The sequence below is a fragment of the Sorangium sp. So ce887 genome, assembly GCF_051521455.1.
GTDB lineage: Bacteria > Myxococcota_A > Polyangia > Polyangiales > Polyangiaceae > Sorangium.
The window spans coordinates 9,211,843-9,236,357 of the sequence record NZ_CP150354.1; the positions used below are offsets into that span (position 1 = coordinate 9,211,843).

General features: G+C 72.3%; 7 protein-coding genes. 4 read left to right on the plus strand and 3 right to left on the minus strand.

The window, feature by feature from the left end:
* Nucleotides 1-5 precede the first annotated feature (5 nt).
* Entirely contained in the window at nt 6-15,518 is a 15,513-nt protein-coding gene (locus tag WMF36_RS34440) for an SDR family NAD(P)-dependent oxidoreductase (RefSeq protein WP_437575036.1), read from the minus strand.
* A gap of 916 nt (nt 15,519-16,434) precedes the next feature.
* Here WMF36_RS34440 and WMF36_RS34445 point away from each other — a divergent pair.
* The 3 genes from WMF36_RS34445 to WMF36_RS34455 all read left to right on the plus strand — a co-directional run bounded on the left by WMF36_RS34445 (nt 16,435) and on the right by WMF36_RS34455 (nt 20,152).
* Nucleotides 16,435-17,061 (plus strand): glutathione S-transferase family protein, encoded by a 627-nt coding sequence (locus WMF36_RS34445; protein ID WP_437575037.1) that lies wholly within the window; start codon nt 16,435-16,437, stop codon nt 17,059-17,061.
* Nucleotides 17,062-17,228: 167 nt separating this feature from the next.
* On the plus strand, nt 17,229-19,337 hold the full coding sequence (locus WMF36_RS34450; protein ID WP_437575038.1) for an ABC-F family ATP-binding cassette domain-containing protein: 2,109 nt from the start codon (nt 17,229-17,231) through the stop codon (nt 19,335-19,337).
* On the plus strand, nt 19,334-20,152 hold the full coding sequence (locus WMF36_RS34455) for a glutaredoxin domain-containing protein (protein WP_437575039.1): 819 nt from the start codon (nt 19,334-19,336) through the stop codon (nt 20,150-20,152). Before WMF36_RS34450 ends, WMF36_RS34455 begins: the two co-directional genes overlap by 4 nt.
* A gap of 722 nt (nt 20,153-20,874) precedes the next feature.
* On the opposite strand, the gene WMF36_RS34460 is transcribed toward WMF36_RS34455, so the two are convergent.
* Together WMF36_RS34460 and WMF36_RS34465 are read right to left on the minus strand one after the other, a co-directional pair.
* Nucleotides 20,875-21,312 carry a hypothetical protein gene (locus WMF36_RS34460; RefSeq protein WP_437575040.1) on the minus strand — a complete coding sequence of 146 codons (438 nt, stop codon included), beginning with the start codon at nt 21,310-21,312 and terminating at the stop codon, nt 20,875-20,877.
* Between the two features lie 75 nt (nt 21,313-21,387).
* Nucleotides 21,388-23,808, minus strand: a complete 2,421-nt coding sequence (locus tag WMF36_RS34465; protein WP_437575041.1) for an RHS repeat-associated core domain-containing protein — start codon at nt 23,806-23,808, stop codon at nt 21,388-21,390.
* 107 nt (nt 23,809-23,915) lie between these two features.
* On the opposite strand from WMF36_RS34465, the gene WMF36_RS34470 reads away from it, so the two are divergent.
* Nucleotides 23,916-24,263, plus strand: coding sequence for a recombinase family protein (locus tag WMF36_RS34470; RefSeq protein ID WP_437575042.1), 348 nt, complete (start codon nt 23,916-23,918; stop codon nt 24,261-24,263).
* Nucleotides 24,264-24,515 lie beyond the last annotated feature (252 nt).

The following is a 24,515-nucleotide window of genomic DNA, read 5'->3' on the forward strand; positions in this document are numbered from 1 at the left end:
CGCGCTCATACCGATCTCCTCCCGCTGGCTAGCGTCAACTCCTCGTCAAGAAGGCTCAGCAACTCACGTTCATCGAGATCGCCGAGGACATCGGCGAAGGTCCGCTGGTTCGCCTCCTCAGCGGGGGCATCGGCCGCCTCGATCTCGGTGAGCAGGTGGTCGGCGAGCGACGCGATGTTCGGGTACGTGAACAGCAGCGTCGCCGAGAGGCTGAGCCCGAGGCTGGACTCGAGACGGTTGCGGAACTCGAGGCTCGTCAGCGAGTCCATCCCGAGGCTGGCGAACACCTCGAGCGGGCCGATCGTGGCCGGATCCACGCGGAGCACACGGCCGAGCTGCTCCTTCAGGTGCCCTTCCAGGCGAAACCGCCGCTCCTCGGGCAGCTCCCTCTCCAGCGCCTCGCGGACCCGGACGATGTCCGACGACCTCGGCGCCGCGCGGGCGCGCTCGCGCGTGAGCCGGTCCCAGTAGCGCCACCGCGCGACGCTCGGGTAGGACTCGAGCCACCGGTGCACGTTGAACCGGACGACCGCGATCTGGGGCATGTCCGCCGCGAGCAGGCGCTCCAGCATCCGCAGCCCGTCCGCCTCCGTGAGGCTGTCCATCCCCCGGTCGCCCACGCGGCCCATGACGTCGGCCTGCCGGACCGCGATGCCCACGTCGGAGAAGATCCCCCAGTTGATGCTCAGCGCGGGCAACCCGAGCGCGCGCCGGTGATGCGCGAGGGCGTCCTGGAACGCGCTCGCCGCTGTGTAGTTCCCGTTGCCCGGCGCGCCGAGCAGCGAGGCCACCGACGAGTACATCACGAAGAAATCGAGCGGCCTGCTCGCGGTCAGGGCGTGCAGGTTCCACGCGCCGTGCATCTTCGGGGCCATGGTCTTCCAGAAGCGCTCGGCGCTCTGCTCCATCACCGTGCTGTCGGCGATGACCATGGCCGCATGGACGACCCCGCGGAGCGGCGGGGCGCGCCGCTCGATCGCCGCGAGGAGCTCGATGACCTGGTCGCGGCGCGACACGTCCGCCTGGGCCACGACCACCTGCGCGCCCCGCGCCTCGAGCGCGTCGATCGCGCGCCGCGCCTCCTCGGATGCGCCGCTGCGGCCCGCCAGCACGAGGTGGCGAGCGCCCCGGGCCACCATCCAGCGCGCCAGCGAGAGCCCGAGCCCCCCGAGCCCGCCGACGATGAGGTAGCTGCCGTCCGGGCGCAGATCGACGCCGCCGGCGAGCCTGCCCCGCAGCGCGCCGCGCGCCATCCGCGCGACGTAGCGCTCGCTCGCCCGGAGCGCGATGTGATCCTCGTCGTCCGTGGCGTCGAGCTCTCGCACGAGCGAGGCGGCCTCCTCCGGCGCGCGCGCCGGGGAGAGGTCCACGCGCGTGCACCGGAGCTCCGGGTGCTCGGAGGCGAGCACGCGGCCGAAGCCCAGGAGCGGAGCCTGAGAGACCGACACCGGCGCGGCCTCCGCCACCGCCTGCGCGCCGCGGGTCACGAGCCACAGCCTCGGCGTGTCGCGCCATCCCCTGCGCAGGAGCGCCTGCGCGAGGAACGTCGCGCTCAGCGCCCCGAGGTGCTGATCCCGCTCCAGCGTCTCCAGCGTGACGCCGTCCGCGGCCTGCGCGTCGAGGCTCCACAGGTGCACGACGCCCCGGCACGCCGGGCGGCCGCCGAACGCGTCCTCGAGCAAAAACCGGAACGCCATGGGGTCCGCGAGGTCCAGCGCGTAGAGCCCGGACCCGAGGCGCGCCGTGATCTCGCCTGTCACCGCGACGACGCAGGTGTCGCCCCGCTGGCGCAGGAGCTCCGCGAGCTCCGCGCCGGTCCCGGCCTGGTCCGCGAGCACGAGCCAGGCGCCGCGCTGGGAGCGGCCCTCGCCGTTCGCCGGCACCGGCGCGCGGCGCTCCCATTCGACGGCGTACAGCAGCTCGTCGTCGTCGTCCGGCGCCGCGAGGTGCCCCTCGGGCCAGGACGCCCGAGGGCCCTCGTCGATCCAGTAGCGCTCTCGCTGCCAGGGGTACGCCGGCAGCGAGACGCAGCGGCCTCCTGACGGATACTGCCGCTTCCAGTCCACGGGGTAGCCGTGCGCGTAGAGCGCCCCGAGCGCCTCCAGCAGGCATCGCTTCTCGTCCCGCTCCCGCCGCATCGACGGGAGCGCCGCGCCCGCGGGCGCCTTCGCGCGCAGCCCCTCCTCGATGGCGGGCGACAGGACCGGGTGCGGGCTCATCTCGATGAACAGCGCGTGCCCGTCGTCCGCGAGCCGCTGCACGGCGCCCGAGAACAGCACCGGATCCCGCAGGTTCCTCGCCCAGTAGTCCGGCCCGAGCTCCTCGCCGCGGCAGATCTCCCCGCTCACGGTCGAGCGCATGGGCACCCGCCCCGCCACCGGCGCGAGCCCGTCGAGCGCCGCCCGCAGCTCCCCGAGGAGCGGGTCCACCTGCGGGCTGTGCGACGCGACGTCCACCTTCACGCGGCGGCAGAACACCCCTCTCCGCGTGAGCTCCGCCAGGATCTCGTCCAGCGCGAGGGGCTCGCCGGACAGCACCGTCGACCGCTCGCTGTTGCTCACCGCCACCGACACGCTCCCCGCGTACCCGGAGATCGCCTGCCGGGCCTGATCCATGGGCAGCTCGACGAGCGCCATCGCCCCCGCGCCGCTGAGCCGCCGCAGCAGCTTGCTCCGGCGGCAGATGACGCGCGCGGCGTCGTCCAGCGTCAGCGCGCCCGAGACGTGCGCCGCCGCCACCTCGCCCATGCTGTGCCCCACCACGGCGTCCGGCTCGACGCCCCACGAGCGAAAGAGCGCCGAAAGGGCCACGCCGATCGCGAAGAGCGCTGGCTGCACGACGTCGATCTCCGCGAGGCGCGATCGCTCCTCGCCCGCGTGGAGCTCCTCCAGGAGCGACCACCCCGTCTCCCTCGCGATCGCCGCGTCGCACGCGACAAGGGCCTCGCGGAAGATCGGCTCCTCCGCGAGGAGCTGCCGCCCCATCCCCAGCCACTGCGAGCCCTGGCCCGGGAACACGAACACGACCCGGGGCCGCGCCGCCGCGCGCGCGTCTCCGCGGGCGACACCGGCGGCCTCCTCGCCCCGCCCGTAGGCCTCGAGGAGCCCGGCGAGCTCCTGCCGCGAGCCGCCGGTGACGGCCAGCCGATGCTCGTGGTGGCCGCGCCGCGCGCTCGCGGTGTACGCGAGGTCCGCGAGGTCCACACGAGCTCCGGCGGGATCCTCGACCAGGAGCCGCCGGTAAGCCTCCGCCATGGCCGAGAGCGCGGCCGGGCTCCTCGCGGAGAGGGGGAGGAGCACGACATGCGCGCGGTCGACCGGCGCGGGCGGGGCGGGCGGCGGGGGCTCCTGCACCACGACGTGCGCGTTGGTCCCGCTGATGCCGAAGGAGCTCACCCCGGCGATCCGCGGCGCGCCTCCGGACGGCCAGGGCAGCGGCGCCACCGGGACGGCGAACGGCGTGCCTTCGAGCGAGATCCGCGGGTTCAGCGTCTGGAAGTGCAGGTGCTTCGGGATGATCTCGTGGCGCAGCGCCAGCACGACCTTGATGAGCCCCGCCACCCCCGCCGCCGCCTCCAGGTGGCCGATGTTGGTCTTCACCGAGCCGAGCCAGCAGGGCAGCCCGTCAGGCCGCGGCCCGCCCAGCACCTCCTTCAGGGCCGTGAGCTCGATCGGATCCCCGAGGGAGGTGCCGGTGCCGTGGGCCTCGACGTAGCCCACCTGGGCCGGCGAGACGCGGGCGCTCTCCAGCGCCTGCCGCAGGAGCGCCTGCTGCGAGAGCACGTTCGGCGCCGTCAGCCCCGAGGAGCGCCCGTCCTGGTTGACGGCCGAGCCCCGGACCAGCGCCCAGATCCTGTCGCCGTCCCGCTGCGCATCCGAGAGCCGCTTGAGCACGACCATGCCGCAGCCCTCTGCCCGCACGTACCCGTTCGCGGCGGCGTCGAACGTCTTGCATCGACCGTCGGGAGAGAGCGCGTGGGTCTGGCCCACCAGGCACATCGTCAGCGGGGACAGGATGAGGCTGACGCCCCCCGCGATCGCCATGTCGCTCTCGCCGCTCCGGAGGCTCTGGCACGCGAGGTGGATCGCGACCAGCGAGGAGGAGCACGCCGTGTCCACGGTCATGCTCGGCCCCTCGAGGCCGAAGACGTAGGACAGGCGCCCCGCGGCGGTGCTCGCCCAGGTGCCGGTCGCGCAGTAGGCGTCGAGCTGCCGGGGATCGAGCGAGGCGACGCGGTGCTGGTAGTCCTGGGCCGCCATGCCGACGAACACGCCGGTCCGGCTGCGGAGGAGCCGCTCGGGCGGCTGCCCTGCGTCCTCGAACGCCTCCCAGGCCACCTCGAGCAGGAGCCGCTGCTGCGGGTCGAGGCTCGTGGCCTCGCGAGGCGCGATCCCGAAGAAGCGCGCGTCGAACGCGTCGACGCTGTCCAGCAACCCGGCCCAGCGCGTCCCCGACGGGCCGTCGGGGATCGCGTCATCGGGCCACCGGGTCGCGGGGACCCGCTGGATCGCGTCGACGCCGTCCTCGAGCGTTCGCCAGAACGCCTCGGGATCGCCTCCGCCTCCGGGCAGCCGGCACGACAGGCCGACGATGGCGATCGGCTCGACCTCCGGCGCCGCCGCGGGCTGCGCTGCCACGCTCGGGGCGCGCGGCGCCGGCGCTGGCGGAGGCGACGCGGGTCGAGCTCCGGCGCCAGAGCCGAGCTGCTCGACGAGGTACGCGGCGAGCCCGGCGACGTGGGGGTAGGTCCAGAGCAAGGTGGACGGCAGCGAAAGCCCCAGGCCGGCCTCCAATCCGTTGCGCAGCTCCAGGCTCATCAGCGAGTTGATGCCGAGATCGTTCAGCGGCACGTGCCGGTCGATCGAGCCCGGATCGAGCCGCAGGACCCTGCCCGCGAGCTCCCGGACGAGGCGCTCGATCAGCGAGGACCGCTCCTCCGGCGTCGCGCCGTCGAGCATCGCCCGGAGGCGCGCGACCTCGGGCGCGCGCTGCTTCGCGCGATCACCCTCGCTGCGCAGGTGCTCCCAGAAGGGCAACGCCGCGGCGGTCGGGTAGAACTCGAGCCACCGGCGCAGGTCGAACCTCATGACGCCGGCCTGGGCCGCCCCTCCCCCGAGCAGGCGCTCCAGCGCGGCCAGCGCGTCCGCCTCGGTGAGGAGCCCCGTCCCGCTGCGCGAGAGGCGCGCCGCGGCGCCGTGGCGCCCCTCCGCCGGGGTCTCCTCGGAGAAGAGGCCCCAGTCGATGCTCAGCGCGGGCAGCCCCATGGAGCGCCGGTGGTGCGCGAGCGCGCCGAGGAACGCGTCGACCGCCGCGGAGCCCGCGTCGCCAGGAGCTCCGAGGAGCGGCATCGCCGAGGCGTGCAGGAGGAAGAAGTCGAGGGGCCTGTCCGCGGTCAGCTCGTGCAGGTTCCACGCCCCGCGCGCCCGCGAGGCCGCCGCGGTCCAGGAGCGGTGCACGTCGCGCTCCTGCGCGCCGCCGCCCGCGGCGGCCGGCTCCGCGTGGACGACCCCTCGGAGCACGCGGAACCGCTGCTCGATCGCCGCCACGACCTCGGCCGCCCGCGACGGCTGCGCCACGTCGACCTCGGCCACGACCACCTGAGCGCCTGCCGCTTCCATCGCGGCGATCGCGCTCCGGGCCGCCTCCGTTGCGCCGACCTCGCCGGTGAGCAGGAGGTGGCGGGCGCCCTTGTCCACCATCCACCGCGCCAACGAGAGGCCGAGCCCCTCGAGGCCCCCGGCGATGAGGTAACCGCCATCGGCGCGGAAGCTCGCGCTCGCGCCGGGGCTGGCCCCGGGGACGCCGCGCGCGAGCCGCGCCACGTACCGCGCCGCGCCGCGGAGCGCGATCCGGTCCTCGCGGTCGGCCACGTCGAGCTCCCGGAGCAGCGCGGCGGCCTCGCCGACCGCGGGGGTCGGGCTCAGATCGACGCGCTTGCACCGGAGCTCCGGGTGCTCGGCCGAGAGCACACCCCCGACGCCCCAGAGCGGCGCCTGGGCCACGGACACCGGCGCCGGCTCGGTCACGGCCTGCGCGCCGCGGGTCACGAGGCAGAGCTGCGGCGCGTCGCGCCACCCCCGGCGCGAGAGCGCCTGCGCCAGGGACAGCGCGCTCAGGCCTGTGAGGCGCAAGTCGCCCTCGAGCGTCTCCGGCGTCGTCGCCTCCGCCGCCGCGGCGTTCAGGCCGAGGAGATGCACGACGCCCCGGCACGCCGCATCCCCCTTGAACGCGTCGTCCAGCAGCGCCGAGAACGCCGCGCCGTCCGAGGGGTTCACCTCGTAGCGCCCGTCCCCGAGGCGCGCATAACGCTCCCCCGGAACGGCGCGCACGCACGCGTCGCCGCGCTGGCTCAGGAGCGCGGCCAGCTCCTCGCCCGTGCCGGCCCGATCCAGGAGCAGGAGCCACGCGCCGCGCGACGGGCGCGGGGCCGTGGGCGGGAGCCCGGGCTGGCTGCGATGCCAGGCGACGGAGTAGAGCAGCTCCTCCGCGACCCCGGGCGCCTCGGGTGTCGCCGAGAGATCGGGCGCGGGCGCGACGCCCTCGATCCAGTACCGCTCCCGCTGCCAGGGGTACGCCGGCAGCGGGACGCAGCGCCCGCCCGACGGGTACTGCCGCTTCCAGGGCACCGGGTAGCCGTGGGCGTGGAGGGCCCCGAGCGCCTGCAGCACGCTCCGCCGCTCTCCCTGGTCACGCCGCAGCGTGGGGACCGCCTTCCCACCCGTGCCCCGCTCCGACAGGAGCTCCTGGAGGTTGGCCAGGAGCACCGGGTGCGGGCCGACCTCCAGGCAGATCTCGTGGCCGTCCGCCCACGCTGCGGCGACAGCCCGGGCGAACTGCACGGGCTCACGGATGTTCCGCGCCCAGTACCCCGCGTCGAGCGCCTCGCCCTCGAGGCGCTCGCCCGTCACGGTGCTGTACATCGCGAGCGACGCCCGGACCGCCGCGACCTCCCCCAGCGCGTCCCGGAAGTCTCGCTGCAAGGGCTCCATCTGCGGGCTATGGAAGGCATAATTGACCCGCAGCATGCGGCAGGGCACCTGCCTCGCCCGCAGGCTCACCACCACCTCCTCGAGCGCGGCCGCGTCGCCGGAGAGCACCACGGAGCGAGCGTCGTTGATCGCCGCGATCGAGATCCGGTCCGCGCGCCCCTCCAGGACGGCCGCCGCCTCGTCCTCGGACAGCGCGACGGAGGCCATCTTCCCGAGGCCGGTGGCGCGCTGCATGATCCGCCCGCGGATCGTCACGAGCCGGACCGCCTCGTCCAGGCTGAGGACGCCGGCGACGTGCGCGGCCGCCACCTCGCCGACGCTGTGGCCGATCACGGCGTCGGGCGTGACGCCCAGCGACCTCCACAGCGCTGAAAGGGCCACCTGCACGGCGAAGATCGCCGGCTGGACGACCTCCGTTTGATCCAGCCGCGAGGTCGCCTCGGGGGCGGCGAGCTCGGCGAGCAGCGAGAAGCCCGCGTGCTGCTTCACGAGCGGCTCGCACGCCTCGATCGCCGCGCGGAAGGTGGGCTCCTCGGCGAGCAGCTGCTGCCCCATCCCCACCCACTGCGAGCCCTGCCCCGAGAACACGAAGACCACCTGAGGCTGCCATCCGAGCACGGTCTGCCCGCTCGCCGCGGCAGGGTGCCCTTCACCACGCGCGCACGCACCGAGCGCCTCGGCCAGCTCCTCCCGGGACCGCCCCACCACGGCGAGGCGAAACTCATGATGGCGGCGCCGCACGCTCGCCGTGTAAGCGATGTCCACGAGCCGGGTGTCGGCCGGAGCGCTGCCGAGGAAGCGCTGATAGGCCTCGGCCAGGGTGGCGAGCGCCCGAGGGGTCCTCGCCGACAGGGGCAGCAGCGTGAGGGGGGCGTCCGGAACAGCGGGCGGCGCGGCGACATCGGGCGCCTCCTCCAGCACGATATGGGCGTTGGTCCCGCTCATCCCGAACGAGCTCACGCCCGCCCGGCGGGACCGCCCCCCGCGCGGCCACGGCTCGGCCGCCGCCGTCACCGCGATCGGGAGCTCGGCCCACGGAATGCGCGGGTTGAGCGCGCGCGTGTGCAGCTGCGCCGGCAGCTCCCCGCGCCCCAGCGACAGCACCACCTTCATCAGGCCGGCCACCCCCGCCGCCGACTCCAGGTGGCCGATGTTCGTCTTCACCGAGCCGATCTTGAGCGGCCGGCCTCCGGGCCTACCCTCGCCATGGACAGCCGCGAGCGCCTCGACCTCGATGGGATCCCCCAGCGCCGTCCCCGTGCCGTGCGCCTCGACGTAATCGATGTCGCCGGGCGAGAGCCCCGCGCTCGCCAGCGCCTGTCGCACGACCGCCTCCTGCGCCTTGCCGTTCGGCACGGTGATGCCGGCGCTGCGGCCGTCGCTGTTCACGGCGGAGCCACGGATGACCGCCAGGATGCGGTCGCCATCGCGCACCGCGTCCGACAGGCGCTTCAGCACGACCATGCCGCAGCCCTCGCCCCGGCCATACCCGTCCGCGTCCGCGGAGAACGTCTTGCACCGCCCGTCCGGCGCCAGCACGTGGAGGCGCGACAGGTACACCGGGAGATGCGGGGCCAGCATCAGCTGGACCCCGCCCGCGACGGCCACCCGGCACTCCCCGCCCCACAGGCTCCGGCAGGCGAGGTGGATCGCCGTCAGCGACGACGAGCACGCCGTGTCGACGGCCATGCTCGGCCCCTCGAGCCCGAGCGCGTGCGAGAGCCGGCCCGCGGAGAAGCTCGTGAACGTCCCCGAGAGCGTGTAGGCGTCCATCGCCTCGAGGTCCGCGTGCGCCCGCTGCAGGATGCTGTAGTCGCTCGGCCCGATCCCGACGAAGACGCCTGTCAGCGGCTGCTCGCCGGGCACCACGCCCGCGTCCTCCATGGCCTCCCAGATGACCTCGAGCAGCAGCCGGTGCTGCGGATCGAGGTGGATCGCCTCCCGCGGCGCGATCCCGAAGAAGCGCGCGTCGAACCGATCGGGCGCCGTGGCCAGGAAGGCGCCCTCCCGGACAACCATCTTGCCGGCCGCGTCCGGATCGGGGTCGTAGTACGCTGCGGCGTCCCAGCGGTCCGCCGGGATCGGCCTCACGGCGTCGACCCCCTGCTCGAGCAGCCGCCAGAAGTCCTCCGGGCTCTCCACGCCCCCCGGCAGGCGGCACCCCATCCCCACGATCGCGATCGGCTCGTTCCCGGTCGCGGCGCGCCCTCCGGCGCCGCTGGGGGCCGCGCCGTCCACGCCCGCGCGCTCCTCGGTCCCCGCCAGAGGAGCCTCGCCGGGGCTGCTCGGCGACAGCTCGTCGAGCAAGAAGTCGGTCATCGCGACGACGTTCGGGTGGTTGAACGTCACGCTCGACGACAGCGGCCGGCCGAGCGCGCGGCCCAGGCGCGTGCACAGCTCCACGGCCATCAGCGAATCCATGCCGAGATCGAAGAAGCCCCGGGTCAGGCTCACCTCGCCGGCCTCGGCGAACCCCAGCGTCTCGGCGACCGAGGCCTGGATCCATCGCTGGAGCATCCGGCGCCGCTCCCGCGGCGGCGCCGCCGTGAGCTCGTCGCGGAGAACGGGCTCGGCGACGCCCGGCGTGGGCTCGGCGGCGCGCGGCATCTCCGACAGCAGCGGGCGCGGGCCGCTGCTCTCGAGCACCGCGCAGAACCTCGGCCAGTCGACGTCGGCCACAACCACCTGCGCCGCCCCGGCGGTCAGGCAGAAGGACAGGGCCGCCATGGCCTGCTCCGGGCCGAAGGCCCGCACCCCGCGCTCCTCGAGCGAGGCGATCGCGCCCGTCGCCATACCGCCGCCGCGCCACGGACCGAAGCTCACGGCGACCGCGGGCGCCCCCGCGGCGCGGCGCGCCCTGACGAGCGCGTCCTGGAACGCGTTGGCCGCCGCGTAGCTGGCCTGCCGCGCCGATCCCCACACCGAGGCGATCGACGAGAAGCACACGAACGCGTCGAGGGGCCGGTCGCGCGTCAACGCGTCGAGCACCGAGGTCCCGTGGACCTTCGGCGAGAGCACCCGGCGGAGCCCCGCGCTGTCCAGGGCCAAGAGCGGCGTCTGATCGGAGACGCCCGCCAGATGAAACACCGCGGAGAGCGGCGGCAGCCGGGCGTCGATGTCCGCGAGCACGGCGGCCATCGCCCCCGCGTCGGCCGCGTCGGCCTGCGCGACGGTCACCGACGCCCCGAGCGCCTCGAGCGACGCGATGAAGGCGCCGTCGTCGCCTGACGCTCCCTTGCGGCTCGTGAGCACGAGGTGCCGCGCGCCCCGCTGCGCCGCCCACCGCGCGACATGCCTGCCCAGCGCGCCGAGCCCCCCGGTGATGAGCGCCGTGCCCGACGTGGACCAGGCCGGCGCGCCGGCCGGCGGCCCGCCGCTGCAGCGCACGAGCCGCTCGACGAACCGCCCCGACGGCCTGAGCGCGACGTGGTCCTCCGCGTCGGGGCTCAGCACCTGCGCCAGGAGCGCGGGGACGTCGTGTTCCCCGGGCGAGGACGGCAGGTCGACGAGCCCTCCCCAGACCTCCGGATGCTCGAGCGCCAGCGTCCGGCCAAGCCCCCAGAGCGCCGCCTGCGCGGGCGCCGTGACCGGGTCGCCCGCGCCCACCGACACCGCCCCGCGGGTCACGAACCAGATCCGCGGCCGCTCGCCGCGCTCTGCCTGCAGGGCGGCGCGCAGCAAGGCCGGCGCGCTCTCGACGCCTCGCTCGAGCGCGGCGTCCAGCGTGTCCTCGCCCTGAGGCGCGGCGCCGAGGCTCCACAGGTGGACCACGCCGCGCACCGGCCCGCGCTCGGCCGCGCGCTCCGCCCACCACGCCGCGAGGCTCTCCGGCGTCGGGTCGCAGGTCCACGTCGGCTCTGCCACGCGCCGCGCGGCGCTCCCCAGGCGGAGCCGGGAGCATGTCGCGCCCGCCGCCTCGAGCGCGTCCGCCAGCCTGTCTCCTGTGACTCCCTCGTCGACGAGCGCGACCCAGTGCCCGGGCGTGGAGGAGCGCGGGCGCGGCGGCAGGGGCTGCGGCTTCCACGAGAGCTCATGGAGCCACGGCTGGATCTCCGCCTCCGCGCGCTCCTGATCCACCCTTGCCCGCAGCGCCTCGAGCACCCGGCCGACGAGGCCGAGCTCCTCGGCCGAGAGCGCCGCCGAGAGCCCGAGCTGCGCCGCGAAGGCCGCCGCGTCGGCCGACCGGAGGAGCGACGGGAGCGCCGGAGGGGGCGCGCCCGGCGCCTCGCGCCGCCGCGTGTCCCCGGGCGCCTCCAGCCAGTATCGCTTCCGCTGCCATGGATAAACCGGCAGCGGCACGCAGCGCCCGCCCGTCGGATACATCCGGGCCCATTCGACCGGGCACCCGCGCGTGTGGAGGGCGCCCAGCGACTCGAGCAGGCAGCGCCGCTCGTCGCGGCCCCGGCGCAAGGTCGGGGCGACCAGCCCGTCGACCCCTCGCGCCGAGAGGCACCGCTGCACGTTGGCCGAGAGCACAGGGTGCGGCCCCACCTCCAGGAAGATCCGGTGTCCGGCGCTCACGGCGCTCTCGATCGCGCGCGCGAGCAGCACCGGCTCCCGGAGGTTCCTCGCCCAGTACGACGCGTCGAGCTCCTCGCCGCCGATGCCGTCGCCCGTCACGGTGCTCACCATGAGCCTGTCCGCGCGGCGCAGCGCGATCTCCCCGAGCGCGCTCGCGAGCTCCCCCCGGAACGGCTCCATCTGGGGGCTGTGGAACGCGTAGTTCACCGGCAGCTCGCGGCAGTGCACCCGGGCGCGCCGGAGCTCCGCCACCACCTCGCCGAGCGCCGCCGCGTCGCCGGACAGCACGACCGAGCCGGGGTCGTTGACGGCGGCGATCGAGAGCCGCCCCTCGTATCCTTCGAGCGCGCGCGCCGCCTGCTCCGGGGACGCCTGGACGGAGACCATCTTCCCGAGCCCGGTCGCCCGCTGCATGAGCCGTCCCCGGTGGTGGACGATGCGCACCGCCTCCTCGAGGCTGAGCGCCCCGGCGACGTGCGCTGCCGCGATCTCCCCGACGCTGTGCCCGATCACGGCGTCCGCGGCGATCCCCCAGGAGCCGAGGAGCGCCGCGAGCCCGACCTGCACCGCGAACAGCGCGGCCTGGGCCACCTGCGTCTCGTGCAGGCGCGACGAGGCCTCCGGCGCCTCGAGCGCTTCCAGCAGCGACCAGCCGGCGAGCGTCGCGAGCAGCCTGTCGCACGCCTCCACCACGTCGCGGAAGACCGGCTCCTGGCGGAGGAGCGCCCGCCCCATCCCCGGCCATTGCGACCCCTGGCCCGAGAACACGAGCGCCACCGTGGGGCGCTGCCCCGGCGGCGCCTCGCCCTGCGCCGCGCCGGCACGCGCGACGCCGCCGCGCGCGAGGTCGTCGAGGGCGCCGGCCATCTCCTCCTGCGAGCAGCCCACGACGGCCAGCCGGTGCTCGAGATGGCTGCGCCGGACGCTCGCCGTGTAGCAGACATCGCGCAGCAGAGCGCTCTCCGGCGAGCGCAGCCGGGACGCCACCGATCCCGCGAGCGCGAGGAGCGCCGGCCTGGAGCGCGCCGAGAGCACGAGCAGCTCGGGCGGGGCAGGCTCGCCCGCCTCCGCTCGTCGGGGGGCCGCGTCCGGCCCGGGAGCGCGCGGCCCCTCGATCGGCGCCGGCAGGGCGTCCGGCGCGCCGGGTGGAGCCAGCCGGCGCCACGCGACAGGCGCGCCGAGCATGTACAGGGCCCCCAGCGAGTCGAGCAGGCACCCCCGGGCCGCCTCGTCCCGCCGCAGCGACGGCAGCGCGACGCCGCTCCGTCCGTTCCGGGCCAGGCTGGACGCGACGGCATGGGTGAGGATGGGGTGCGGATCGAGCTCGAGAAAGACGCTGTATCCGTCGTCGATCAGCCGATCGAGCGCGCCGGCGAGGTGCACCGGCTCCCGCAGGTTGCGCGCCCAGTACGCGGCGTCCTGCGCCGCGCCGTCGAGGCGCGCCCCCGTCACGGTCGAGTAGATCGGCGTCCCGCCGCCGCGCGGCGCGATCCTCCCGAGGGCGCGCTGGAGCTCGGGGCACAGCGCGTCCATGTGCGGGCTGTGCGAGGCGTAATCCATCCGGACCTGCCTGCCCGTCACCCCCTGATCGGCGAGCGCCTGGAGCAGCGCCGCGAGCGCCGCCGTCTCCCCCGAGACCAGGGTCGATCCCGGGCTGTTGCTCCCCGCGATCCAGAGGCGGCCCTCGTGGCCCTGGAGCGCGTGCGCCGTGTCGGGGACGGAGAGCTCCACGACGGCCACCCCGCCCGAGCCGCTCTTCTGCCGGACGAGCCTGCCCATGGCGCAGATGACCGCGGCGGCGTCCTCGAGGGTCAACGCGCCGGCGACGCAGGCCGCCGCGACCTCGCCGATGCTCTGCCCCACCACCGCATCCGGCTCGATGCCCCAGGATCGCCATAACGCCGCGAGCGCGACCTGGATCGCGAAGATGGCAGGCTGGACGACGTCGGCCTCCTCGAGCAGGCGCTCGTCGCCGGTCGCCAGCGCGGCGAGCAGCGACCAGCGCGCGTGCGGCTGCATCGCCGCGTCGCATCGCTGCAGGGTCGACCGGAAGACGGGCTCATCTTGCAGGAGATCGCGCCCCATGGAGAGCCACTGCGAGCCGTGCCCTCCGAACACGAAGGCGATCTTCGGCGGCTGGCCAGTCGCCTCGCCGATCGAGCCGCCCGGCTGCGCGTGCACGGCCAGGAGGGCGTCGAGGCGCGCGGCGAGCTCTTCATGGGAGGAGACGGTGAGCGCGAGCCTGTGCTCCTCCCCGCTGAGCCGCGCCGCGGCCGCGCCGCAGAGCGCCTGCACATGGGGCCGCTCGCCGCTCGAGGTGGCGAGCGCATGGACGCGCCGGACCAGCGCCGCGAGCTCCCCGGCGCTCGGCGCGGACAGCGGCAGGAGGTGCGCATCCCGGCGCCGCGCCGCCTCGAGCACGACGTGGCAGTTGGTCCCGCCGAAGCCGAAGGAGCTGACGCCGGCCAGGGCCGGCCCGTGCTCCTTCTCGGGCCACCGCTCCGTCGCTCGCTGCACCGAGAGCCGCAGATCGTCGAACGGGATGTGCGGATTCGGCTGCTCGAAGTGGAGGCTCGGCTGCAGCTCCAGGTGCCGCATCGAGAGCGCGACGCGGATGAGCCCGGCGATGCCCGCGGCGCCCTCGAGGTGGCCGATGTTGGTCTTGACGGACCCGATCCGGAGCGGCCGCTCCGGCGGGCGGTCTGCGCACAGGACGGCGCTCAGCGCCCTCGCCTCGATGGGGTCTCCGAGGATGGTGCCGGTGCCGTGGGCCTCGACGTAATCGACCTGCTCCGGCCTCACCCGCGCGCGCGCGTAGGCCTCGCGGAGGAGGGCTTCCTGCGCCTTCGGGTTCGGCGCGGAGAGCCCGTTGCTGAGCCCGTCGTTGTTGACGGCGCTGCCGCGGATCACGCAGTAAATGGGGTCGCCGGCCGCGAGCGCGAGGGAGAGCGGCTTGAGCACGACCACGCCGCCGCCCTCGCCGCGGGCATACCCGTTTGCGCGCGCGTCGAAGGCCTTCGAGCGGCCATCGGGCGCGAGCGCCCCGAACTTGGAGATGGCGACCATGCTCTCCGGGGCGACGATCAGGTTCACGCCTCCGGCGAGCGCGAGGTCGCACTCTCCAAGCCGCAGGCTCTGGCACGCGAGGTGGACCGCGACGAGCGCCGAGGAGCAGGCGGTGTTCACGTGCAGGCTGGGCCCCTGGAGGCCGAGCGCATAGGAGACCCGGGCGGCGAGGATGCTCAGGTCCTGCCCGGCGGCTGTATGCTGGACGATCGCGTCGATGTGGCCGCCATTCACCCTCGCGTAATCGCCCCACATGGCGCCGAAGAACACGCCGGTCTGGCTGCCCTCGAGCGACCGCGGCGGCACGCCGGCGTCCTCCAGCGACTCCCACGAGAGCTCCAGCATCAGCCTTTGCTGGGGGTCCATCTGGACGGCCTCGCGTGGCGAGATATCGAAGAATTGCGGATCGAAATGGTCGACTTGGTCCAGGAACCCGCCACGGCGCGCGCTCATCTTCCCGGGAGCGCCGGGATCGGCGCTGTAGAGCGCGTCGACCTCCCACCGCCCCGGAGGGACGTCGGAGGTCGCGTCCACGCCGCCCCGCAGGAGCCGCCAGAAGGCGTCACGGTCCGGCGCTTGCGGGAACCGGCAGGCGACACCGACGATGGCGATGGGCTCGGCGCCCCGCGCCCCGAGTGCCCCCTCACCCGGGCGCGCGCCGCGAGGAGCAGGCGAGAGGCTCGGTCCCTCGGCCACGTGACGCGCCAGCCGCTCGATCGTGGGGCACTCCCATATCAGCGTGGGGTGGAGCGGCCGCCCGATGGCCTCCCCCAGCGCGGCGATCAGGCTCATCGCAGCCATGGAGTCGAGCCCGCAATCGCTGAACCTCGCACCGGGATCGATCGACCGTGGCGGCGCGCCCGAGCGCTCCGCGATCCTCTCCGTGAGCCATTTCTGTACCTCGGCAATGGTGGAGCGCTGCGTCAGTGGGTCGCGCGACATAGCCGTCTCCTTCAGGAGGGGTGAAGAGACCTCGCCTCCGATGGAGCTCCGGCGCCGGCCAGATCTCAGGGCCGAGACACCGAGAGCACAGCCCCTCCCCCATGGCAATCATTACAGGAGACAAGGGCTTACGCAAGTTTAGTTAAATGTATTGCCGATCAGTAACCAATCAAACGTTCGCGAATGCCATGAGCGGATCTTAACGATGATTTATGCAGAATTCGTGAATCAACTCGAGTCATCGTTGTTGGGTCGCTCGGGTCGCTCGGGTCGCTCGGGTCGCTCGGGTCGCGCCGCGCCGTGACGAACCCGGAGGTGCTCACGGGCTTGCTGGAAAAATGCGCCATGCGCCTCGCTCCCGGTCGGGAGGGCGGAGACCGTCGGCTTTTTCGGGGAGCTTCTGGCACCGTGGCTTGCAGAGCGAATTAAGGTCGAGACAGTGACGTATCGATTCCAATCTACTGGAGCAGCATGAGCACTCCATTGTCAATCATATCCGCGCGTTGGCGCGGCTGGCGAGCGACTCCGACAAGATGAGCTGATGTAATCACCATCCCCCGCCCCCATCGCTCATCGAAGCTCGCGGGCGAGGAGCAGGACGCCGGGACAGAGCCCTGGATCGAGTGCGGCCCCGCTCAACGCCGGAGCCGCCGGCGAGGCGTCACCCCACAGGCACGCGGCCGCTGCCGATGTCCTCGGTCTCGGCGCATCTCCGGCTCGGAGGCACGACCAGCGAAGGACCGCCCCCTTCGCCCTTCGCCAGCTCACCACCCCCCACGTCGGATTCTTGCTCCGCACGGCAAATGCCGCGCATCCATCGCGCCAGCGAGCTCCGAACCAGCCCGGGGTTCCGCTGCATGTTGGGCGTGACGGCGGCGAGTCGGATCAACTACAAGGGGCGCTGGAGGCTAACCCCATGTCCATCACGTTCTATTACTCTCCGATGTCCAGCGCCGGGCGCATCAGCCTGTCGCTCTCCGAGCTCGACCTCCCCCACGAGGTCGTCCGGGTCGACCTGCGCGCCGGAGACCAGAAGAAGCCGGAGTTCCTCGCCCTCAACCCCAATGGCAAGGTGCCGACCCTCGTGATCGACGGCACCCCGATGTTCGAGGCGGTGGCGATCCAGATCGCCCTTGGCGAGCGCTACGGCGTCCAGAAGGGCCTGTGGCCGGCCCCCGGCTCGCCCGAGCAGCTCACGGCCCTGACCTGGCTCGTCTGGGGCCAGGTCAGCCTCGCCTCCGCCCTGTTCCGCTACATCGCGAACACAAGCGACTATTTCGCGGAGGAACTGCGCGACGCGAAGCAAGCCGAGCAGGCCCTGACCGAGACGCGCGGCCTGCTCCGCATCCTCGACGGCCACCTCGCCGGCCGCCCCTACCTCACCGGCGAGCGCTGTACCCTGGCGGATCTCGACCTCGCGTCCGTGCTCGGCTGGGGCCTCCCGGCGGCGAAGATCGACTTCTCCGAGCAGAAGCACCTGCAGGGCTGGCTCGGCCGCGTCACGGAGCGACCGGCCTTCAAGGCGGCGATGGTCGAGACCTGAGCCCGCGGGCGCCCCGCTCGCCGAGCGGGCGAGGCGCCCCCTCCCCTGCATCGCCCGCACCGCCCGCGCCGCCAGGACCGACTGTCATCCAACGCTGTCGGCGCGCTGTCGGGCCCCGCGCCCGGGCGCCCTTGCGCGCGCCCGACCCATGCTAGAACTCGGCCGCAATGACGGTCCTTCAGGTCGCCGACCTCAGCTTCGGTTACGGCGCCGACAAGCTCTTCCAAGGCATCACCTTTTCCCTGGAGCCAGGCCAGCGCGCCGCGCTCGTCGCGCCGAACGGCGCGGGCAAATCGACGCTGCTCCGCCTCGTCGCCCGCGAGCTCACCCCCGATACGGGCTCGGTCGTGATCCGCAAGGGGATCCGGGTCGCCTACTTCCGGCAGTCGCACGAGCTCCACGCCGCGGGCACGGTGCTCGAGGCCTTCCTCTCCGGGTTCTCCGAGGTCCTCGAGCTGCGCCACGCCCTCACCGCGGCGCAGCACGACGCCGCCAGCGGCAGCGAGGCCGACCTCGCCCGGCTCAGCGACCTCACCGATCGCTACCACATCGTCGGCGGCGACGACCTCGAGCGCCGCGTCGAGATCATCGCGGCCCACCTCGGGTTTTCGCCCGCCGACATGGAGCGCCCGGTCGAGAGCCTGTCCGGCGGCGAGCGCGGGCGCCTGCAGCTCGGCGTCGTGCTCGCCATCGAGCCCGACCTCCTCCTGCTCGACGAGCCCACGAACCACCTCGACATCGAGACCATCACCTGGCTGGAGAAGCACCTCGCGGGCCTCGGCGGCGCGCTCCTCTGCGTCTCGCACGACCGCGCCTTCCTCGACGCCGTCTGCCCGAACACGATGGAGCTCGGGCAGCGCAGCTTCCGGGTCTACCCGCTCAAGTACAGCGACTACGCGGTCGCCCGCGAGGAGGACCTCGCCCGGGAGCGGGAGCTCGCCGAGCGGCAGGAGGCGTTCGTCGCCAAGACCGAGGACTTCATCCGGCGCAACATCGCCGGCCAGAAGACGAAGCAGGCGCAGAGCCGGCGCAAGATGCTCGACAAGCTCGAGACCGTCGACCGGCCCGAGGACGTCTGGGCGGTCGCCGAGAAGGTCCGGTTCCGGTTCGCGCCCGCGCCGCGCAGCGGGGACATCGTGCTCGACGCGCGCGGGCTCGGCGCCTCCCGCGGCGGGCGCACGCTCTTCTCCGGCGTCGACCTCCTCCTCCGGCGCGGCGACCGCGTCGGCGTCGTCGGCCCCAACGGGACCGGCAAGTCGACGCTGCTCAAGCTGCTCGCCGGCGCGGGCGCGCCCGAGGACGCCGGCGACGTGCGGCGCGGGACGAACCTCTGCCAGGGCTACTTCGACCAGCACCTCGGCTCGCTCGACCCGTCGAAGACCGCGGTCGAGGAGATCCGCAGCGTCCGCGCCGACATGAACGTCGATGCGACGCGCCAGTACCTCTCGCGCTTCCGCTTCTACGGGGACGACGCGCTCCGGAAGGTGCAGGGCTTCTCGGGCGGCGAGCGGAGCCGGCTCGCGCTGGCGAAGCTGCTGCTCGAGCCGCGCAACCTGCTCTTCCTCGATGAGCCGACGAACCACCTCGACATCCCCGCCGCCGAGATCCTCGAGGAGGCGCTCACGGGCTTCGAGGGCACGGTGCTGCTCGTCTCGCACGACCGGCGGTTCCTGGAGCAGGTGACGACGCGCACCGTCGCCGTGCGCGAGGGGCGCGTGGACATCTATCCTGGCGGCTTCCGCGACTACCGCGACAACCTCGAGAAGCTCGCTGCCGAGGCGGCGGCGCGCGAGGCGGAGGAGCGCGCGGCGGCCGGAGGCCGGCGCGGGGCGCAGCGGGGCGCGAGCGGGCCCGCGCCCGCGCCGCGCGAGGAGCCGGCGAGGGGCGCCGCGGCCGACAAGGGCGCGAAGCCGGCCCGCGCGGTGCGGCGGAGCGGCGCCACGATGCCGCCGCCGGACGCGGGGGGCGCGGGGGACGCGGGGGACGCGGCGGCGCGCCGGCGGACGTTCGAGAGCGACAAGGCGGCGGCGCGGGCCGCGGAGCGCAAGCGCAAGCGGGTGAAGGAGCTCGAGGCGGAGATCGCGGCCGGCGAGGCGAAGCTCGCCGAGATGCGCGAGACGCTGAAGAAGGACCCGGGCGGCGACTGGGCGAAGCTCGCGGCGGCGGCGCGCGAGGAGCAGGCGCTCGCGAAGCGCGTCGACGCGGCGATGGCGGAGTGGATGGCGCTCAGCGAGGAGCTCGGCGCCTCGGCGACGACGGTGGGAGGCGAGGCGTGAGGCCGGCGCCGGGCGGCGGGCGCGGGGCGCGGGGCACGCGCGGCGTGCGCGTCGCGTGCGTCGCGTGGACGGCCGGCGCCCGGCTCGCGGCGGTCCTGCTGGCGCTCGCCGCGGCGGCGCTCGCGCCGGCGTGCAAGGAGCAGCGCGACGACGGCACCGCCCCGGCGCAGACCTCCGCCGAGCTGCCGCCGCTCGAGCTGCGCGACGAGACGGCGAGCCTGATGCTCACGTGGGTCGACGAGAAGGGCGACACGCACGTCGAGCTCCACCCGGCCGACGTACCCGCCGAGGGCCGCTCGATGGTGCGCGCCATGCTCTCGGACCGGACGGAGGGGACGCGCGACGTGTTCTACGTCGCGGATCTGACGCAGAAGCGCCCGGACGGCACGTATGCGGTCCGCACGATGCCGCGGCGGGAATGGGAGTCGCTGCTGGAGAAGCGGCGCGCCGAGCACATCGCGAAGACGGCGCCCCCGCCCGCGGCGGCGCCGGGCCCCGGCGGCTCTGCGGGCGCGGGCGCGCCGGCGGCGCCGAGCCAGCTCGGCGGGGTCACGGTGATCATCTACGGCGCCTCGTGGTGCAAGCCGTGCCACCAGGCGGCGGACTACCTGCGCGCGAAGGGCGTCGCCGCGGTCGTCAAGGACATCGAGGAGGACGCTGCCGCGGCCGCCGAGATGCAGGACAAGCTCGCGAAGACTCACCAGCGCGGGGGCAGCATCCCGATCATCGACGTGCGGGGGCAGATCCTCGTCGGGTTCAGCCCGAGCGCGCTCGACCAGGCGCTGGCGAGAGCGGGGCGCGGGACGACGCTCTGAGGCGGCGGGGAGCGGGGCGGCCGGAGATCCGGGGGGCTGCGGGGACCGCCGGCTCGAGGGCCGCGCGGCGCAGGCCCCCGGACCTGCGATCCCGGGGGCGACTTTGATCTGAGGCTCGGCGCGACACCATCCGTCGGGCGTCGCCTCGATCAAGCGCCTGCACCGGTCCGCCAGCGCACCGAGACAGAGCGGCCCGCTCAAAGCTCGATGGGTCGGTTGACGCAGGAGGACAGGGTTCGGTTCCACTGGTGCGAACGCCGAACTGCGCGACCGTCGGTTCGGGCGCTCTCACCTTTCTGGTGCCTCGGGGGTAAGGAGGATGAAAGCAGCAACCTGGATTCGATTCAGATTTTTTCTGTCCACTCAGCTCGTCGAGCCCTCGCGTACATCGTCCCCTTCACGTGGCACCCGCAGAGAAATGATCTGCGATGCGTTTCAGCGCGGGGCACAGCTTGGAATACACTTTGAGCGGCACGTCGATGGCAGCCATTCGCGTCCGAAGCCTGACGTCAATTCCTACCATTGTGCCGGGATCGCGGACACGAACAAGGGCTCTTCGGTAAAACTCGGGCCGAATGATTTTTATATTTACCATTGTCATTACGGACAACGACATGTGGCACAAATGCGCGGTCGGGCGTCAGCAGCCGACGACGATTTGCCGGTATGATGGTTATCGCTACCTAATCAATGGCCCTCTGCTGGTGACGGGGCCATCTGCGTCAGATGCTGCGACGCCTCAGAATCGAGAAAGCAGCATGGCGCAGGATCTGAGTTCCGCGTTTGCTGCGCGCAAATTCGTCTAATGCATTGCGCGCATCATCATTGGGCGAGACGTGCTCGAGCCACGACAACGCACGCTCAATGTAAGACGTGGACCGCTGTTGCAATGCGAGACTAAGAACCTTCTGTACTAAATCTCTTGCGCCTGTGCGCAGCTCTTCGTCATCCATCATAACACGACCCGTCTGCGAATCGAATTCCGTGTACTCCATGTCGAGAAGAGGCAGATAGAACAACATGTTCTCAGCAGTTGCAGGGATGAGTCTTTCTGTTCGGGGAACAAATTGCAGCCATTGGCCCTGCTCGTCGACGCCTATTGCAAGCGAAGAGGTGACGACAAGCGCTCGCCAGCGTCGCACCTCATTGGTGTCGCGCACCGGCGACTCCTGCCAACTGCCTACTGAAATGGCTCTTGTCAACATAGCCGTCACCATGCAGCTGAGTGAGACACCTTAACGCCATGTAGCCGAGTGAGACACCTTAACGCCAAAAGACTGCATGAACTCCGTGAACTGCGTTCGGATCTCCGGCGTCCAAAGGTGTCCTAAATGACCGCTGCGCTCATCGGTCCGAAGGCGTGCGTCCTCACGCCAAATCGTGCCACCGACAGCCGAATTGCTTCCCATAGCGAGCCCCTCGTGACCCAAGGGGTGATTCGTCATCCTAAACACTCTGGATTTGGGGTCGTAAATGAAATCGACAGGTTTCGGCCCTTGAAAATTCCTCACATAATTGGCCGACTTCACACGAGAGCTCAGCTCAACCATCCCGCGCGGGCCGCTTCCAACAAGAACTCCCACCTTTGCAGCGTCAGCGACGCCCTTCTGCTCCGTACTCGCCGCAGCAGGCGGTCCTTCGGGCATCGTACTTCCGGGCTTCGACTTGCTCCCGGTGCTGATTGCCGATTTGACCGAACGGAGGTCGTTTGCAAGATAAACTATGGCCCCGGCGATCTGAAGTGCTTCCACGACCTTCCCGGCGGTCGGGTTCTCCTCTGTCAGGTACTTGTAGACAGCCCTCGTTACTGGATCGGGCAAACGGTCGGCAGAGCTTCTGCCGGTTCCCTCGGGTGCCACGTAGACCGATCCCGGCAGTGGATCACCGCGCCCCGGCGCTATAGAATGCGTCGGTTCCGCCTGTGGCTGTGGCCGTACATGTTCAACCGTCGTCACGCCGGTGCGGATCGATTCGAATTTTCCCCGGGCCAGCGTGACTGAAACGCGCTCCTTAAATTTTCCCGTCGCGGAAGCGGTGAACTCTGCTCGGGCTTCCGGAGAGATAGCCTTGACATGCCGGTGCAGTTGCACGTCGGACATCTGCGCGATGCGCTGGTCGGTGGACTCCCTCCCACTCGGGTCCCTCAACCTGATCGGATTGCCCCTCACGTACTCGTACAGGTTCGGACCGTCCACCATCCCCGCCGGATCTGCGCTCGTCCACCTCCCGAGCCACGGCGCATAGTACCTCGCCCCGTGATAGTAGAGCCCCGTTTCCTCGTCCTTCTCCTTGCCCGTGTACCTGTACCTCCTCTGCGAGACCTCGACCCCCGACGCCGCCGACCAGTACGCCGTCGTCCCATACGGGTGGTACTCCTCGTAGCCGATCACCAGCCCCGCCCCGTCCACCTCCAGCGACGCCGACCCGAGGTGGTTGTCGAGCTGGTAGCGCACCCGCGGCGTCACCGTGAACGGCCCCGAGGTGTCCACCGTCTTCGTCTCCACCATCGCCACCCGTCGCGCGCCATCCATCACGTGCAGCGTCTGCCGCTCCAGCACCAGCCCTGAGCTGTTGCGCCTCCGGTACACCTCGTAGCCGCCGAGGTAGATGCGCTCGTCCACAACCCCGCTGTGCTCCCAGACCTTGCGCACGCGCTGGCCCGCAGCATCGTAGTCGTAATAGACATCGCCGCCGCCGTCGAGATCCGTGCTCCGCACCTGGTCGTTCTCGTCCCAGGTCAGCGCCGTGATGTGCGGCATCGACGTCATGTTGCCGTGCGCGTCATGCGCATAGGTGCGGAACGGCCCGTTCTCCGGGTTCCCGGTCGTGCTCGTCAGCCGGTTGTTCGCCGTCTCCTCGTACGCATACCACCGCGTCCAGCTTACCGTGCCCGCCTGGTGCACCATCCTCCGCAGGTTGCCCACCGCATCGTAGACGTATTGCTCCGTATAGTTCCTCAGCGCCTGCGCGTCGTTCGCGTGCGGCAGCGACTGGATCGGCAGGTCGTTCTGGTCACGCGGCGCGTCCGACAGCCCGCCCGCGTGCTCCCGGCCCGTCGCCTCGATCAGCCGGTAAACCGCGTCGTACACGTACTGTGCGCTCGGCGATACCACGGCATTGTTGAAGAACACCGTCTGCTGCGCGCTGTCCCCGATCTCCACGATGTTCCCGACTGGGTCGTACACATACGTGAGGTTCTGCAGCACCGCGCTGTCCGAGCTCCGCATCGTCTTCAGGCGCGAGAGCCGGAACGTCAGCGGGTCATACGTGTACGCCGTCGAGGTGCCGTTGCCGTACTCGATCCGCTCGCGCTGCCCCTTCACGTCGTAATCGATGTCGTCGACGAACGTCGTCCACGTCACCGCGCCTCGAATGCGCGCCTCGACCCGCTCCAGCAGCCCCGCCTCGTTGTACGTCGGCTTGACCTCGCTCGTATCCGGCGCCGTCACGCTCGTCGGCCGGTTCAGCGCGTCGTACACCGTCTGCGTGCCGAAGCTCTCCACCTCCAGCAGCGGCTCGGCCGCCGCCCCGATGGCGGCCACATCCGTCAGCGCCGCCAGCACCGACCAGTCGGCGTCGGCGTGCACGTCGCTGCGCAGCCGCCGCGACGCCTGCAGCACGTTGCCCTTGAAGTCGTACGCCTGGCTCGTCACCACGCCCGCGCCATCATACACCTAATACGCCCTGCCGCGCAGGTTCAGCGCCGTCGGACCTCGTGGCCTGTTGGCGCCTCGACCGCTTCGCCCGGTCGGTTCGCCACCTCGTGACCGCGCTCGACGACTTCCGGGCCAGGGGCATCGACTTCATCTCCATTCACGACGGCATCGACACGAGCACACCGGCCGGGAGGTTCAGCTTCACCATCATCGCCGCCGTGGCTAAGCTGGAACGGGAGCTGATCCGGGAGAGGACCAAAGCCGGGCTCCAGGCCGCCAAGAGGCGTGGCGCCGAGCTCGGCAGACTCAGGGTCGAGTTCGACCTCGGGCGGGCTGTCGAGCTTCGACGGGCGGGGAGATCCATCCGGGAGGTCGCCACCGCGCTCGGCGTCCACCCGACCACCCACCATCGAGCCATCCTGGCTGTTCCACAATCGTCGCCGGAACTGGCCTGATCGAGGGGCCGGAATCTCGGAGTTTTCGAGGGCTCGAAGGAGGATCGTGCGACGTGGCGGAAACGGTGGTCTTTGCAACGAGAGCCGCCGCTGCGAACCGCTCCATTATCCGCTCCGGGCCTTCGTCATCCCTATCTGCGGCCTGCTCACCTGGCGCATGGACATCGCTCGATGGCGAAGCTCAACACCAACAACACCGGATTATCGAAGTTGCAGGGCCTGGGCGATCGGCTCCCCAACCCCACCGGCTTC

What these genes read in the sequence shown, in the direction of transcription:
- WMF36_RS34445 (WP_437575037.1), top strand. Translation starts at nt 16,435, where the DNA reads ATGTCCATCACGTTCTATTACTCTCCGATGTCCAGCGCCGGGCGCATC.
- WMF36_RS34450 (WP_437575038.1), top strand. Translation starts at nt 17,229, where the DNA reads ATGACGGTCCTTCAGGTCGCCGACCTCAGCTTCGGTTACGGCGCCGAC.
- WMF36_RS34440 (WP_437575036.1), bottom strand. Translation starts at nt 15,518, where the DNA reads ATGTCGCGCGACCCACTGACGCAGCGCTCCACCATTGCCGAGGTACAG.